This is a genomic window from Bradyrhizobium sp. HKCCYLS2038, from assembly GCF_051167655.1.
Lineage (GTDB): Bacteria > Pseudomonadota > Alphaproteobacteria > Rhizobiales > Xanthobacteraceae > Bradyrhizobium.
On sequence record NZ_JBNPTM010000003.1, the window covers coordinates 691,133 to 706,568 of the forward strand.

14 protein-coding genes and 1 tRNA gene are annotated in these 15,436 nt (G+C 65.4%); 3 read left to right on the plus strand and 12 right to left on the minus strand.

What is annotated here, in order from left to right:
• Nucleotides 1–372: 372 nt before the first annotated feature.
• The 4 genes from ACQR1I_RS17080 to ACQR1I_RS17095 form a co-directional block, all read right to left on the minus strand.
• Nucleotides 373–1,851, minus strand: coding sequence for a porin (locus ACQR1I_RS17080; RefSeq protein WP_434866789.1), 1,479 nt, complete (start codon nt 1,849–1,851; stop codon nt 373–375).
• An 896-nt stretch (nt 1,852–2,747) separates the two neighbouring features.
• A tRNA-Ser gene (locus ACQR1I_RS17085) sits at nt 2,748–2,841 on the minus strand.
• 145 nt (nt 2,842–2,986) lie between these two features.
• A complete protein-coding gene (locus tag ACQR1I_RS17090) occupies nt 2,987–3,343 on the minus strand; it encodes a hypothetical protein (RefSeq protein ID WP_434866788.1) in 357 nt (118 codons plus the stop codon).
• A 198-nt stretch (nt 3,344–3,541) separates the two neighbouring features.
• A complete protein-coding gene (locus ACQR1I_RS17095) occupies nt 3,542–3,808 on the minus strand; it encodes a hypothetical protein (protein ID WP_434866787.1) in 267 nt (88 codons plus the stop codon).
• Between the two features lie 972 nt (nt 3,809–4,780).
• Here ACQR1I_RS17095 and ACQR1I_RS17100 point away from each other — a divergent pair.
• Complete coding sequence (locus ACQR1I_RS17100; protein WP_434866786.1) at nt 4,781–5,068, plus strand: hypothetical protein; 288 nt, start codon at nt 4,781–4,783, stop codon at nt 5,066–5,068.
• A gap of 176 nt (nt 5,069–5,244) precedes the next feature.
• Here the strand turns inward: ACQR1I_RS17100 and gatB are convergent, their stop codons facing one another.
• The 7 genes from gatB to ACQR1I_RS17135 form a co-directional block, all read right to left on the minus strand.
• Complete coding sequence (gatB, locus tag ACQR1I_RS17105; protein ID WP_434866785.1) at nt 5,245–6,723, minus strand: Asp-tRNA(Asn)/Glu-tRNA(Gln) amidotransferase subunit GatB; 1,479 nt, start codon at nt 6,721–6,723, stop codon at nt 5,245–5,247.
• 5 nt (nt 6,724–6,728) lie between these two features.
• On the minus strand, nt 6,729–7,025 hold the full coding sequence (locus ACQR1I_RS17110; protein ID WP_434866784.1) for a hypothetical protein: 297 nt from the start codon (nt 7,023–7,025) through the stop codon (nt 6,729–6,731).
• The gene (gatA, locus tag ACQR1I_RS17115; RefSeq protein WP_434866783.1) at nt 7,016–8,491 is read right to left on the minus strand and encodes an Asp-tRNA(Asn)/Glu-tRNA(Gln) amidotransferase subunit GatA; all 1,476 of its coding nucleotides are present in this window, start codon (nt 8,489–8,491) and stop codon (nt 7,016–7,018) included. The genes ACQR1I_RS17110 and gatA overlap by 10 nt, the downstream gene beginning before the upstream one ends.
• Nucleotides 8,488–8,721: a hypothetical protein gene (locus tag ACQR1I_RS17120; protein ID WP_434866782.1), complete on the minus strand. Its 234-nt coding sequence runs from the start codon at nt 8,719–8,721 to the stop codon at nt 8,488–8,490. The genes gatA and ACQR1I_RS17120 overlap by 4 nt, the downstream gene beginning before the upstream one ends.
• Before the next feature lie 63 nt (nt 8,722–8,784).
• Nucleotides 8,785–9,072, minus strand: a complete 288-nt coding sequence (gatC, locus tag ACQR1I_RS17125; protein ID WP_315804081.1) for an Asp-tRNA(Asn)/Glu-tRNA(Gln) amidotransferase subunit GatC — start codon at nt 9,070–9,072, stop codon at nt 8,785–8,787.
• An 82-nt stretch (nt 9,073–9,154) separates the two neighbouring features.
• Entirely contained in the window at nt 9,155–10,258 is a 1,104-nt protein-coding gene (locus ACQR1I_RS17130; RefSeq protein WP_434866781.1) for an NAD(P)H-dependent flavin oxidoreductase, read from the minus strand.
• Between the two features lie 15 nt (nt 10,259–10,273).
• Nucleotides 10,274–11,266: an NAD(P)H-dependent flavin oxidoreductase gene (locus tag ACQR1I_RS17135; protein ID WP_434866780.1), complete on the minus strand. Its 993-nt coding sequence runs from the start codon at nt 11,264–11,266 to the stop codon at nt 10,274–10,276.
• Nucleotides 11,267–11,371: 105 nt separating this feature from the next.
• Between ACQR1I_RS17135 and ACQR1I_RS17140 the strand changes: the two genes are divergently transcribed.
• Nucleotides 11,372–12,262 (plus strand): LysR substrate-binding domain-containing protein, encoded by an 891-nt coding sequence (locus ACQR1I_RS17140; RefSeq protein WP_434866779.1) that lies wholly within the window; start codon nt 11,372–11,374, stop codon nt 12,260–12,262.
• 230 nt (nt 12,263–12,492) lie between these two features.
• On the plus strand, nt 12,493–13,428 hold the full coding sequence (locus ACQR1I_RS17145; RefSeq protein ID WP_434866778.1) for a cyclase family protein: 936 nt from the start codon (nt 12,493–12,495) through the stop codon (nt 13,426–13,428).
• A gap of 291 nt (nt 13,429–13,719) precedes the next feature.
• On the opposite strand, the gene ACQR1I_RS17150 is transcribed toward ACQR1I_RS17145, so the two are convergent.
• Nucleotides 13,720–15,297, minus strand: a complete 1,578-nt coding sequence (locus tag ACQR1I_RS17150; RefSeq protein WP_434866777.1) for an ABC-F family ATP-binding cassette domain-containing protein — start codon at nt 15,295–15,297, stop codon at nt 13,720–13,722.
• Nucleotides 15,298–15,436 lie beyond the last annotated feature (139 nt).

The following is a 15,436-nucleotide window of genomic DNA, read 5'->3' on the forward strand; positions in this document are numbered from 1 at the left end:
AGACGCGACCTGCACCCCGAAAATCAGCAGCCACGAGCGCGCAACAGCTGTCGCCGCCCGTGAACTGCGAGCGGCTCGCAAGAATAGTCCCTGTTCAGGAAGATGGCGCGCCCCGGGCCTGACCCAGCTTTGGCCAGCGCGAATTTGGGCGTGCCTGCCACAAGTCCACGCCACACCGGAATCGATCAGCCGGCCGACGAATTTCCGCCGTGCCAGGGCCTTCCGTCGTGCCGCGCCCGGGCATGGGTCGGACAGGCTCTTCAGGCGACGGTGGACGCGACCGCCACTGCCACTTGGATCTTACCGGCGCATACAAAAACCCCCGGCAGTTGCCTGCCGGGGGTCTGTTCGATCACCGTCGGATGACGAGGATCAGAAGTTACGCTGAGCGCGCAGCAGGAAGTTCAGCGAGTTCTGGTCCTTCAGCTCGTACGTGGCCGCCGGCTTGCCGAACGCGGCAACCGCCGTGTTCGCACCCGAAATCGTGCCGGAGTACTTCTGGTCGAGGTTCATCCAGTGCACGTCAGCCGTGAACGCCAGGTTCTTGACCGGGGTCCAGACAACGTTGGCGCCGACAGTCGCGACGTTGAAGTCCGGGTTACAGACTGCACCCACGGACGGGCCAAGGGTCGCGAAGTTGTTGCAGATCAGCGCAGCACCCGCGGCACCATAACGCACCTGAGCATAGCCACCGTAGACGCCGGTCGCCCAGTTCGGGCTCCAGTTGTGGGTGTAGCCACCGCGGAAGCCCCAGGCCTTGGAGGTCTCGATCTGGGTACCCGCGGCACCGAACACGCCGTCCACCAAGCTGGCGAAACCGACGCTCTGGTAGGCCGTGGTCGAACCGCTGTACATGCCGAAGTTCAGCGGCCAAGCGATATTGCCGAGAACGGCGTGGATGTCACCGTCGGCGTAGACCGCCTGCATGTTGATCGAGTCACCCGGACCCGTCGGGATGTTCTTGATCGACAGGCCAGCCTGAACCGCCCAGCCCCACTTGTCGCTCGGATGACCTGTGGTTTCGGTCGTGCCGTAGAAGGTCGGGTGGATGTCGTGCGCGGCAACACCGAACTGGAAGAGACCCCAAGCCTGGTCGACGCGGACGGCGCCGACGATGTCAGGAGAACGCGAACCGCCCCAGCTGTTGGTGCCGTAGATGCCGCTCTGGAACTGACCGGCGGTCAGAGGGAGCGACGTATTGAAGACGTTCGCCTGGCCGTTACCGGGAGTGGTCGGATCTTCCAGCGCGATCGAAGCAGTGACGCCCTGGCCGAAGTCAGCCGTGTAGGCGACCTGGTTGATACCGGTCACGTGGTTGCTGCCGCCCGGAACGGTGTCGGGACCGCCAGCCGGATAGCCCTGCCACGGCATGTCGAAGATCGAGACCGTGCGACCGAACGTGAATCCAGCGAACTGGATGAACGCATGGTACAAACCGAGGCCCGCTGCGGCGCCAGCACCAGCCGTGCCGCTATCCACCGTGAAGACCATGTCGGCAAAGGTGCGAACCACGCCGTACTCGGTCGCCGTGCGCGTATCGACGTTGAAGTCCATACGAGCGCGAGTGGTCCAGTAGTTGGTCAGGCGATTGTTCGAACCACCGTTGCCGGTGCCCGAGCTCTGCATGAAACCATAGTCGCCGCCCGCGCCAGTGTAGTCGGCGCGAACGTAGCCGCCGAGCTTGATGCAGGTGTCAGTGCCGGGGATGTAGTAGAATCCCGCACCATACAGGGAGCAAACCTTCACATACTCGACCGCTTTGGCCTTGATCGGAAGGTCGGCCGCCTGGGCTCCGCTCATGGCGAACAGGGCCGCCGCTGAGCCGAGGATAAGGCTCTTAACCGTCTTCATGTTAAACCTCCAAGTTGCTCTCTTGGGAAATTCCGGATCAAGATCCCCCAGGACGATCCGCTTCTCCCATCCCGAAAAACCGCTTCAGCCGCTTCGCGCCATCGGACACTCCCGCATCACGCGAGGGACTTTAGCGAAACCTCTGTAACGGGACGATCGAGTAACCCCCCACCGTCACGAGGAACTATGCCTTCGCTCGTTTGGTAAGCAAAACGGTTTGTGCATTGGTGCCATCGAATGGACACACGATGTGGCCCGCCAGCAACAGTGGATGTGGGTACGCGGCACCGCAAAATTTCGCTCGGCGATCGATCTAAGCAACTGTTTTATATAGCTTTTTTAGCAGCCTTGATGACGGCAGAAACCCGGCGCAACGCAATCCCGCGTTCATCGTTGAGCCGGGAGCGGGTCCACTTGAGATTGCGGAAGGGGCACACCGTGGGCCGATATGAGCCGGAATCAGGTCGCGCGGGCAGAATCGCCACGAGGTGGCAAAGCCCGGCCTTGGGTGCCGTGGTGTTGCTCGCCGGACACGGCAGGCGCGCTCCCGAGAGCAGACCGCAAAATTCAAAACGTCGATCGGTTCGAGATGAGCCCGAGCACGGACGAGTCGCCCAGCTTTCTCGACCGGGACCAAAGTGTCTGACCGTCCTCGCGTGAGGCGGCCATGCGGCGCGGCGACTCGAATCGTACATCGCTTGTCCTGGGCGGCGACAACGACAATCGAGAGACCGATGGCCTGATCCGCCTGCTCTCGATGTTGGAGAGCCTGACTGTTCGGCTGATGAATGTGGGGACGGCCCGATCGCAGAACAGCCAAAATGTCGTGCAGGCTGAAGGTCGGACAATCTCAACCGTCCGGGGTCCAACCGTCCGAGATCTGCGGAGACGAGATCTGGCGGAGACGGAGGGATTCGAACCCTCGATAGGGCTTTACAACCCTATAACGGTTTAGCAAACCGCCGCCTTCAGCCACTCGGCCACGTCTCCGGCTGTGCTCCGTATGCCCCACTCGGCGCCGCACCGCAAGCGGCAGATGCGCCCAGGATAGCCTGGACCGCAGCCTTCGGCGCAGGCGCGTGCATTGACCGAGTCTCGAGTGACGACGGCCGCCCGCCCCCATCCGAAGCGAGCCTCAGTCGAACAGGTTCCTGCTGATATTGATCACGAAGGCGGCGGGCACGCCGATGACGGCGCCGACGAAGCCGTAGCCGAGCGCCGCCCACCAGGACGATGTCCCTCCTGCCCCCATCACCGCGCCGTACAATGTGCCGAGACCAGCACACAGCGCGGTCACGACGACGAGACGCTTGTCGTTGGTGGCCTCGACCCGCAACCGCCGCAACTCGCGCCGGCTCTGCATCAGAGGCCCGGCCGGCTCGGTCGATCCGCAATGCGGACACGCAGCTGCGCTGAACGACACGCCGTTCCCGCAGTCATGGCAGTCGATCAATTCCTGCCGTCCCGCCTGTCGCTGCCGCGCCTGCCTCATGCCCATCGATCCCGCCACCGTGAATCACTTGCGCGGACAGATAGGAGATTTGGCGGCAGACGACGAGGCTTGCTCTCGACGCCCCCATGGATCTCAGCCCGATCTCAGCCGATCACCCCGCGAACGGATCTCGACGCGGCGTCACGGCTTGGCCGACCTCGCCCTCATTGTCGACGAGGGCTGAGCCGGACCAGATGATCAGTGCGCCGTCATCCAGGCCCGCGCTTCGCGCTGCGCCGCGGCGATCTCGGCTTCCGACATCTGCTCGGCGATCTCACGGCGCATCGCGACGGCGTCGGCGCGTCCCCTGAGGGCGGCGAGATTGAACCATTTGTGCGCGGCGATCAGATCGACCACGCCATCGCGGCCGCTCGCATAGAGCATGCCGAGATCGAACAGCACGTCGCCATTGGCGCCCTGCTCGGCGGTGGTCACATCAACGAAATCGAGTTGTCCCTGAAACATCGTCGCTCTCCTTCATTCAAGGAGGCGGCTCGCATCCCGAGCTCTGCCCCCGTCCAACTGTTCAACGCCTGGTTAGTCCCCATGCCGTTTGACGGCTTATGCGCGAAGGATGGCCGATCAAGTTTGAAGGGCAGTTTAAGCATCGTGCTGAAAGAAACCTGAACGGAAACCGCCCGATCTTTCCGGCCGTCGCGCAAGCGCTTGATCGGGATTGATTTTTCTGAAGCGGTGAGAACCGGTTTACCGTTCTGTTTGGCAAACCTCTAACCATCCGCAAAACGCGATGGCGCCGCCGTTGCAACCGCCGGCACGTGCGCGCCGGGACCGCACGAGGAGCGCAGCCGCCAGCACCAGCCTGCAATCGCGCATGCTCGCGCCGAAGCTCGGGGGCTTCGCTGCCGCAGCGATCATCGCGCGGCGAGCTGATCCGCCGCCTGGCTCTCTGATTGTCGAAATGGGAGGAACATGTCGGGCGCGCGGCCATCGGGCGCGGCCAGGATCGAGGGCGTCGGCGAACACGTCAGGACCAGATCTCACACTGGCTGTTAGCCGATGGGGCTGTTAGCCGCTGGTGAGATTGCAGACCGAATGGCGATCTGCACCGAACGAAGAAATCCTGTTTCTTCTGCCGGACCGGATTGCGAGCGAAGCCGCCCTCAAGTTCGATCCGACCGTTGACCTGATGTCTCGCCGACACCCTCTATCGTCTGTTGGAGCTTCAGGAGATCCGCCGGCTCCGGAGGAGCGCTGCCGACCTTCGTTCCAACGACGTGCCGGCATCAGCTGCCGGACTCATCTCGCAGGGACTGCGAGAGTTACTTCTTCTTGGCGACCTTCTTGGTCTTCTTGGCAGTCTTCTTCGCAGCGGTCTTCGCGACCTTCTTCACTGCCTTCTTCGCCTTCTTCGCTTTCTTGGCCATGTTGCCCTCCGATGTGAGATGGCTTAGTCGATGCGTGCACTCGGGAATCGAGATGCACTCCACATCGATACACCAACGAGTGAAAAAAAACAGCTTCCGGCTTAAGGAAGTGTTGACAGCCACGCGCGCGCACGGCTGGCGCAAGGCGCGAAGCAGAGCGGCGCTCGACGACGAATTCGCGATCGTCGATGTCAGCAGGCCAACACCTGCTACTAATAGCCATCGCAAGAAAAGCCTGCGCTACAAGCCATTCCCGAACGACTGCATAAGGCGGCGAGACTCGCGCGATGCGTGGAGCGGCGCGCAGACTCATGCGGCGAGAGGTGCGCGCGGACTCTGAGTCGTAAATTTTGGCAACGAAAAAATTTTCATCGTACACGCCCTCGTGTCCGTTCGAGCGCTCGCCAAAGGTGGCTTTTCTGCGAATCGCGTGCGGCGATTCGCGGAACGCGAGGGGCAAACAAAAACGGCGCGCACCATGTGCGCGCCGTCGGAACGAAGACGAACGATCGCCGTTCAGATGCCGAGCTTGCTCTTCAGCAGATCGTTGACCGCCTGCGGGTTGGCCTTGCCGCCCGACGCCTTCATCACCTGACCGACGAACCAGCCGGCGAGCTGCGGCTTGGCGATGGCCTGTGCGACCTTGTCTGGGTTGGCCGCGATGATCTCGTCGACGACCTTCTCGATCGCGCCGAGGTCGGTGACCTGCTTCATGCCGCGGCTCTCGACCAGCGCGCGCGGATCGCCGCCTTCGCTCCAGACGATCTCGAACAGATCCTTGGCGATCTTGCCGGAGATGGTGCCCTCGCCGATCAGCGCGACGATGGCCGCGAGCTGGCTCGCCGACACCGGCGAGGACGCAATGTCGCGCCCCTCCTTGTTAAGCCGGCCGAACAGCTCGTTGATCACCCAGTTGGCCGCCAGCTTGCCGTCGCGCGCCCGGTCGGACAGCGCCGCCAGCACGCTTTCATAGAACGCCGCGCTCTCGCGCTCGGCCACCAGCACCGAGGCGTCGTAGGGCGTGAGACCGAGATCGGCGATGAAACGCGCCTTCTTCTGGTCCGGCAGCTCCGGCAGCGCGGCCTTCAGCTCGTCGACGAAGGACTGCGAGAACTCCAGCGGCAGCAGGTCCGGGTCCGGGAAGTAGCGGTAGTCATGCGCCTCCTCCTTGGAGCGCATCGAGCGCGTCTCGCCCTTGTCGGGATCGAACCGGCGGGTTTCCTGCTCGATCACGCCGCCGTCCTCGATGATCTCGATCTGGCGCCGCGCCTCGGCCTCGACCGCCTGGCCGATGAAGCTGATCGAGTTGATGTTCTTGATCTCGCAGCGGGTGCCGAGCGGCCCGCCCGGCTTGCGCACGGAGACGTTGACGTCGGCGCGCAGCGAGCCCTTCTCCATGTCGCCGTCGCAGGTGCCGAGATAGCGCATGATCGAGCGCAGCTTGGTGACATAGGCCTTGGCCTGCTCGGCGTCGCGGATATCCGGCTTGGAGACGATCTCCATCAGCGCCACGCCGCACCGGTTGAAGTCGATATAGGACAGCGACGGCGACTGGTCGTGCAGCATCTTGCCGGGATCCTGCTCGATGTGCAGGCGCTCGATGCCAACAGTGGCGGTCCTGCCGCCGTCGAGCTCGACCGTGACCTCGCCCTCGCCGACGATCGGGTCCTTGTACTGGCTGATCTGGTAGCCCTGCGGCAGGTCGGGGTAGAAATAGTTCTTGCGGTCGAACACCGAGCGCAGGTTGATCTTGGCGTTCAGCCCGAGCCCGGTGCGCACGGCCTGGCGCACGCACTCCTCGTTGATGACCGGCAGCATGCCCGGCATCGCGACGTCGACGAGCGACACGTGGGTATTCGGATCGCCGCCGAAGGCGGTGGAAGCACCGGAGAACAGTTTCGACTTCGAGGTGACCTGGGCATGGATCTCCATGCCGATCACGACCTCCCAGTCGCCGGTGGCACCCTTCATCAGCTTGCCGCTGGTTGCCGTCATGGCCCTCAACTCCCCATCAGCGCGGAGACGATCCGCTCGAATTCAATATCCAACGCATCTATTGCCGCCGGCTGCCCAGCCTGGCGATACCAGTAGGCGGCATTGCCGAGGTCACCCTCGACGCGATGCAGATGCGCGTGCGCCCAGGCCGCGTCGCGGCCGGTCTCGTCCTGGATGATCCTGTGCGCGCGGTCCCAGTCGCCCTTCGCCAGCCACCACAGGCCGGTCAGCACGGGCGTGAGCCCGGCCGCGGGCGCGTCGCCCGCGAGGCTCGTCTTGAAATCGGCGACGCTTACCACCACCGGACCGGCGTGAAGCGTCCCGCCGCCTGCTCGATGACCTCACCGAGCGAGAACAGCGTCTCCTCGTCGAACGGACGGCCGATCAGCTGCAGCCCGAGCGGCAGGCCCTGCGCATCCTTGCCGGCCGGCACCGCGATGCCGGGAAGGCCGGCCATGTTCACCGTCACCGTGAAGATGTCGTTGAGATACATCTCGACCGGATCGGCGCCGCCCTTCTCGCCGATGCCGAAGGCGGCCGACGGCGTCGCCGGCGTCAGGATCGCGTTCACGCCCTTGGCGAAGCAGTCCTCGAAGTCCTTCTTGATGAGGGTGCGAACTCTCTGCGCCCGGATGTAATAGGCGTCATAATAGCCGGCCGACAGCACATAGGTGCCGATCATCACGCGGCGCCGCACCTCGGGCCCGAACCCTTCGGCGCGGGTGTTCTCGTACAGCTCGCCGATGGACTTGCCGGGCACGCGCAATCCGTAGCGGACGCCGTCGTAGCGGGCGAGGTTCGAGGACGCTTCCGCCGGCGCGACGATGTAATACGCCGGCAGTGCGTACTTCGTGTGCGGCAGCGACACCTCGACGAGCTCGGCGCCGGCCGCCTTCAGCCAGGCCGCGCCCTCGGCCCACAGCTTCTCGATCTCGGCCGGCATGCCGTCGAGGCGATACTCCTTGGGAATGCCGATCTTCATGCCCTTCACGGACTTGCCGATCGAAGCCTCGTAGTCCGGCACGGGGACGTCGACCGAGGTCGTGTCCTTCTCGTCGTGGCCGGCCATCGAGCGCAGCAGGATCGCGGCATCGCGCGTGGAGCGCGCGATCGGGCCGGCCTGGTCGAGCGACGAAGCGAAGGCGACGATGCCCCAGCGCGAGCAGCGGCCATAGGTCGGCTTGATGCCGACGGTGGCGGTGAACGCCGCGGGCTGGCGGATCGAGCCGCCGGTGTCGGTCGCGGTCGCGCCCATGCAGAGCAGCGCCGCCACCGCCGAGGCCGAGCCGCCGGACGAGCCGCCCGGCACCAGCGTGGTATTGGAGCCCTCGCGGCGCCAGGGGTTGCCGACCGGGCCGAAGCACGAGGTCTCGTTGGACGAGCCCATCGCGAACTCGTCATTATTGAGCTTGCCGAGCATGACCGCGCCGTCGCGCCACAGCTGCGAGGTCACCGTCGACTCGTAGGTCGGCACGAAATTGCCGAGGATCTTCGAGCACGCGGTGGTGCGGACGTCCTTGGTGGCGAACAGATCCTTGATCCCGAGCGGAATGCCGGCCAGCGGCCCGCCCTCGCCCTTGTTGATCTTGGCGTCGGCGTCGCGCGCCATCGCGCGCGCCTGGTCCGGCGTCTCCATCACGAAGGCGTTGAGCGCCCGTGCCTCCTCGATCGCCTTGAGATGGGCGTCGGTCAGCTCGAGCGACGTGAAGGTCTTGTCCGCGAGGCCCTTGCGGGCCTCGGCGAGCGTCAGGGAAGTCAAATCGGTCATTTGTTGATCGGGCTGCAGAAGAAGGGAGAAAGCGTCTTGTCGTCGGCCGGGTCGTCGGCGAAGAACTTGTTCTTCTTCGCATCGGCCTTGGTGGCATTGGCCGCCTCGAGCTGGTCGAGGATCTCGTTCACGGTCTTGTCCGGATCGGCGGCCTTGCCCTGCCGCTCCATCGCGTCGAGATAATCCATATAGGCCTTGTAGGCCGCTTCATCGTCGCAGAGCAGGCACATGGCGTTGGCTCGCTTGTCGGTTTGAAGGAGCGGACGCGCGACGAACGCGCGGATCTCCTCTGGCTATTCCACGACCTTCGGCACGAGAAAGAAGTTGTTCTCGGTCATCGGCGCGTTCTTGACGATGTCGTCGGCGATGTCGCCGTCGGTGACGACGTCCTGGCGCTTCTTCATCGCCATCGGCGTCACCGAGGTCATCGGCTCGACGCCCTCGACATTGACCTCCGAGAGCTGCTCGACGAAGGCCAGCATCGCATTGAGCTCGCCCTGCAGATGCGGGACCTCGGCGTCAGTGACAGCGATCCGCGCCAATTGCGCGATCTTGCGGACGGTGGCGGCATCGACCGACATTATATAGGGCCTCACGGGAAACAGTGAACCCGCCCTATAGCAGAGCCCGCTTTCGCGCCGCAACCGGCAGCGTCCAAGGTTTTCAGGGGGCCCGCAAGGGCCGCACCCTCCAGCCCGCCATTTTCGAGAGCTGCGTCAGCGCCTGCTCGGTCAGCATCCGCGTCAGCTCGGCCGCCGGTCTCTCACGCCCCAGCGGCAGCGCCTGCCCTGCCCAGAGATTGGTGAAATCGACCTTGCCCTGCTTCTCCGCGGCCGCCTTGAGCGGGCCGAGCGCGGTCGCGGCATGCGGAAACGCCGGAGCATCCGGCGAGATCGGCCCGACCTCGCGCATCAGCCGGTTGGCGACGCCGCGGGCGAGCCGGCCGGTCATCACATTGGTGATGACGGTCGATTCGTCATCGGCCGCGGCGAGAGCGGCGCGCGCCAGCGGTGACACCTTGGATTCGGGGCAACGCAAAAAGGCACTGCCGATCTGCACGCCGGAGGCGCCGAGAGCGATCGCTGCGGCGATGCCGCGCCCATCGGCGATGCCGCCTGCAGCAATCACCGGGACCTTCACCGCATCGACGATCTGCGGCACCAGCGCAATCGTACCGACCTGCTCGGCGAGCTTGTCGGTCAGGAACATGCCGCGATGGCCGCCGGCCTCCGCGCCTTGCGCGATGATCACGTCCGCCCCGTTCCGCTCCAGCCACACCGCTTCGCGGACGACGGTCGCGGACGCCATCACGACGGCGCCGGTCGCCTTCACGCGCGCGAGCAGGCCCGGCTCCGGCAAGCCGAAATGGAAGCTGACGACCTCTGGCCTCAGTTCCTCGACGACGGCGCACATCGCCGCATCGAATGGCGCACGGTTCGCGGCCGTGACCGGAGCCTCGGGATCAACGCCGTACTCTTCATAATAGGCGCCGAGCCGCCGCTTCCACCCGGCCTCACGTGCCGCGTCGGCCTCCACCGGCGTATGGCAGAAAAAGTTCAGGTTGATCGGCGCCGAGACGCGCTGGCGGATGATCTTGACCTGCTCGCGGGCCTTGTCCGCCGAGAGCATCGCGCACGGCAGCGAACCGAGCCCGCCGCCTTGCGCGACTGCGATGACGAGATCGGCGTCCATCACGCCGGCCATCGGCGCCAGCACGATCGGGTGCTCGGTCTTGACGAGATTCAGGAAGCGGCGATCGGGCCACATGGTTCACCTCACTCTTTATTCTTTTGAATTCCGGAGCGGCACGGATGAGTTGCGCCGCCCCTGCAGGATCTGCTCGGCCTCGCCGACGATCCGCTCGACGATCTCGGCAGCCGGCGGGATATCATGGATCAGCCCGACCGCCTCGCCGGCGATGACGGCTGCGACATCGAAATTGCCTTCGGCCCTCGCCTTCACATAGTCGGCCGAGACGCGCTCGAGCTGCTGCAGCAGTTCGACCTCGCGCCCCATCCAGCGCCGCGCATGATCGTTGATCAGGCAGCGTCCGGTGAACGGGGCCGGCCAGATCGTGTTGCGCGACAGGTCGAAGATGATGCCGCGCACCGTCTCGCCGGCCTTTGCAGCACAGATGCGCCGCTTGGCCCCGTCGGCTCCCGCAGCTTCCTGGCTGGCATAGAAGCGCGTGCCGAGCAGCACGCCGTCGGCCCCCAGCGTCAGCATGGCCGCAAGGCCGCGGCCGTCCGCGAGCCCACCGGCGGCCACCACCGGCACACGGCCAGCCGCGAGATCGACGATCGCCGGCACGATGTCGAGCGTGGTGCGCGAGGCGCCATGGCCGCCCGCCTCGGTTCCTTGAGCGATCAGGATGTCGGCGCCGGCCGCGAGCGCCTGCTCCGCCATGGCCTCATCCTGCACCTGGCAGATCAGAAGCGCGCCCGCCTGCTTGATCGCGGGCGCAAAGCGCCGGGGATCGCCGAACGACAGCATTACGGCCGTGGGCTTGGCCGCCAGCGCGATGTCGAGCAGATCGGGCTGCTTCGCCAGCGACCAGGTGATGAAGCCGATGCCGAACGGCGCACGCAGGCCATCGAGCTTCGCTGTCTCCTGCATGAGCCACGCGCGATTGCCATAGCCGCCGCCGAGAATGCCGAAGCCGCCGGCTTCGCTGACCGCGCGCACCAGCCGCGCATCGGCAATCAAGTCCATCGGTGCCAGCAGGATCGGATGATCGATGCCGAGCTTCTCCGTCAGCGCCGTTGTCAGCGGCATGAAGACTCTCCTGCGTTCTGGACGCGGAGACTAGGCGCGGCTAGCATTCTCTGAAAATGAATAGTTGAGAACTCTGCCATCGCAGATTCAAAACGGAGAGCGGCCATGGAACTGAGCGACCTCCAGACCTTTGCCGCGGTAGCGCGCGCCGGCGGCATCACGCGCGCCGCGGAGGTGCTCAACACGGTCCAGTCCAACGTCACGCAAAGGATCAAGGCACTGGAAGCTGAGATCGGCACCGCCTTGTTCGAACGCCATAGCCGCGGCATGACCCTGACCGGCGCCGGACAGCGCCTGTTGCCTTACGCCGATCGCATCGCGGCGCTGTCGCGTGAAGCCGTGCTGGCCGCGCGTGACGACGGCGAGCCGCAGGGACCGCTGATGATCGGCTCGATGGAGACGACCGCCGCCGTCCGCCTGCCGACGCGGCTCGCCGACTTCCACCGGCGCTTTCCGGCCGTGGCCTTGAGCCTGCGCACCGCGCCAACCGCCGATCTCGTGGCCGGTGTGCTCGACGGCACGCTCGATGGTGCCTTCGTCGCCGGTCCGATCGATCATCCCGACCTCACCGGAATCGTCGCGTTCGAAGAGGAGCTGGTGCTGGTCACGGCACGGCGGTTCGAGAGTCTGACCGCGCTGCGCGCCGCGACACCGGGCTCCGGGCCGACCGCCCTGGTGTTCAGGGCCGGCTGCACCTATCGCCAGCGGCTCGAGCAGGTGTTCAACGATTTTGGCTGGCCCGCTGCGGCTCGCATCGAGCTCGGCACTCTCGACGGCATGATCGGCTGCGTCGCCGCGGGCATGGGCGTCGCGCTGCTGCCGCGCGCGGTCGTGACGCGGCACGCGATGAGCGGCAGCGTCGGGCTGCACGCGCTCGATCCGTCCCATGCTCGGGTCGAGACGCTCTTCATCCACCGCCGCGCGGCACATTGCAGCAGCGCGCTGTCGGCCTTCATGGAAGGCCTCGGCCATCGGGATCGCGACATCGCGGCGTAGCACTGTTCGCCCAGAGATTGTGCATCGGTGTTGCCGCCGCAAGCCGCATTCCACGGCACGAAATGATCAATTGCTACAGCAAAACACGGCCATTTCGGCCGATGCGACGTTCGGGCGCTGTGCAGCGCACGCATCATAAAAACACTTTGTCCGGTGGTACCGCACTACGTTAGGATGCAGCGCTGGCCAGCGCGAAATACAACAAACATCAACAAGTCGGAGGAAATGCGATGCGCAACGCGTTCGTGTTGTGCTGCTCGATTGCCATGATGGGGGCGATCGGGACAGCGAATGCTCAGGACTGGACGAAATCGAAATGGGGGCCGAACGACGAGATCGGCGCCGCCAACTACATGACGCCGGAGCTGGTGGTCAAAGCGGCCTCGCTGGTCAAGACCGGCAAGACCTACCCGCTCGGCATGATCATCGACGGCAAGACCCCGGCCTATCCGCCGCGCTCGTTCAAGATCACCGTGGTGCAGCCCGGACAGGCGGGCATTCCAGGGCTTGGACCGAACAAGGCGACCTACAATGACGACATCGTCGAAGGCTGGGTCGGCGTCGGCAGCCAGCTCGACGGTCTCGGTCATCTCGGCATCGAGCACGTCTATTACAACGGCAACAAGCTGCTCGACTTCGCCGATCCGACCGGCCTGAAGAAGCTGGGGATCGAGAAGGTGCCGCCGCTGGTCGCACGCGGCGTGCTGCTCGACATGGCCGCCTACTACGGCACCGACGTCGTCAAGGAGGGCACGGCGTTCAATGTCAAGGAGATCGAGGAGGCCGCCAAGAAACAGGGCGTCGAGATCCGCCAGGGCGACATCGTGATCTTCCATACCGGCTGGCTCGGCCTCGTCGGCAAGGACGACAAGCGCTATGGGGCTGGCGAGCCGGGCCTGGGCGTCGAGGGCGCGAAGTACCTGACGTCGAAGGGCGTGGTCGCCGTCGGCGCCGACAATTGGGCGGTGGAAGCGATCCCGTTCGAGTCGAAAAACCTGTTCGAGGTGCACCAGATCCTGCTCGCCATGAACGGCACCTACATCCTGGAGAACATGGACACGGCTGAGCTCGCCAAGGACAAGGGCTACGAGTTCCTGTTCGTGCTGGGACAGCCGCGCTGGCGCGGCGGCGTCCAGGGCAACATCAACCCGATCGCGATCCGGTAGGTGCTTTCTTTACCTCTCCCTTCGGGAGTTGAGGCTATCGTGTATCGAGGCTGAGGCTTTGCGTTCGTCGGCCTCCGCATCGTCATGGCCGGGCTTGTCCCGGCCATCCACGTCGTTCGGCATCCTCGGAGCGGCGTGGATGCCCGGGACAAGCCCGGGCATGACGGAGTCACTCATTGGCAGGGTTACTCTTCGCGAGAGCCAGAAATCGGCATAGGCGATAGTCTCTCTTCCGGAGAGGTGGACTCGGTTGCGGCACCGATCGCACCTCGTCGGCTTGTGACGAGTCAGTCAGCCCCTGACCACGAACTCCTCGGTCACGCCGATCGCCGCGAGGAACGACGGATCGTGGCTGACCACGAGCAGCGCGCCGTCGAAGGCGCTGAGCGACTGCTCCAGGATCTCGATCGAATGGACGTCGAGATGATTGGTCGGTTCGTCCAACAGCAGCAGCCATGGCGGCCGTTCGCCGCCGAACGTGCAGGCAAGCCCGGCACGCAGCCGCTCGCCGCCGGACAGCGTCTCCACGATCTGCTCCGCGTCATGGTTGCGAAACGCGAAGCGCGCGCAGGCCGCATGGGCCGCCTCACGGCTGATCGCCGGATGCAGCCTGCGGAAATTGCCGATGATGCTGTCGCCGCGATCGAGCAGCGCGACGTGCTGGTCGAGCATCGCGATCCTTCCCTCCGCGCGCCGGAGCGTGCCGCCGGATAATGAAATGGCACCCGTGGCAACGCGCAGCAGCGTGGTCTTGCCGGCGCCGTTCCGTCCGGTCACCGCGATCCGCTGACGCCCTTTGATGTGCAGGGTCCAGGGGCCGAAGCTGCGGTCGCCCGCCGTCACGAGCGCACCGTCCATGACCAGCAGCTCCGTGCCGGCACCCAGCCCGGTCGGCGGCAGCGCCATCGAGAGCGGCGTCAGCACCTCGACCTGCTGCCGCGCCTGATTGCGCTGCTCGGTCGCTTCGCCGATCAGGCGCTCGGCGAGCCGCTGCGAGCGGCCTCCGGTATTCTCCGCGCGCTCGGCGCGCGCCCCGAGCATGATTCTCGGCACCGAGCCGCGTTCTGCGAAGGCGCGCCCTGCCCGATCCTTGCGCGCCTTGGCCTCGCGCTGCCGTTGCACGGCAAGCCCGACGTCGCGCACACGCGCATCGGCGCGCTCCAACGCAGCCGCCGCGCGACCCCGCGCTTCGTCGCGCGCCTGCGTGAACATCGACCAGCCGCCGCCGACGATGTGGACGCCGACCGGCGTGAGCTCCGCGATCCTGTCCATCGTCTCGAGCAGCGCACGATCATGGCTAGCGACCAGCACGCCGCCGCGCCAGCGCTGCAGCAGACGGCCGATTGCGGCGCGTCCGTCGGCATCGAGATTGTTGGTCGGCTCATCCAGCAGCAGCAGATCGGGCGCCTCGATCAGCAGCCGCGCGATGCCGATACGCGTGCGCTCGCCGCCGCTGAGGGACTCGATCCTGCGGTCAAGCGCCATCTTGGGAAGACCGGCATCGATCAGCGCCTGCTCGATCCGGGCCGGAAGGCTCCAATCAGCACCCGCGAGATCATCGTCATCGCCGGTCCCGGCGACGATCCGGTCGATGGCTGCAAGGCCATTCGCGACGCCGAGCGCCTCGTCGATGCGCAGCGAGTCCTCCCAATGCTGCGCGAGCAGGCCGAGCGTCCCGCTTCGCGTCACCTCGCCCGCGGCCGGCTCAGAGAGACCGGCAATGATCCGGAGCAGCGTCGATTTGCCGGAGCCATTGCGCCCGACCAGACCGACGCGTTCGGCGCCGATCGAAAGTGTGAAATTTTGGAAGAGAGAATGACCGTCAGGCGTGGCGGCAGCGACCGCGTCGAGCGTCAGGAAGGAGGACATGAGCAACCGTGATGGCAGAGGACACAAACCGGCGGGCAATGTTGGTCCTGCGATCCACGGCACCACTCCTGTTCACGGTACGATGCTCCATATAGGCCGATCGCAGTGCAACGACAACCCGAGCCAACAACTCAAGCCA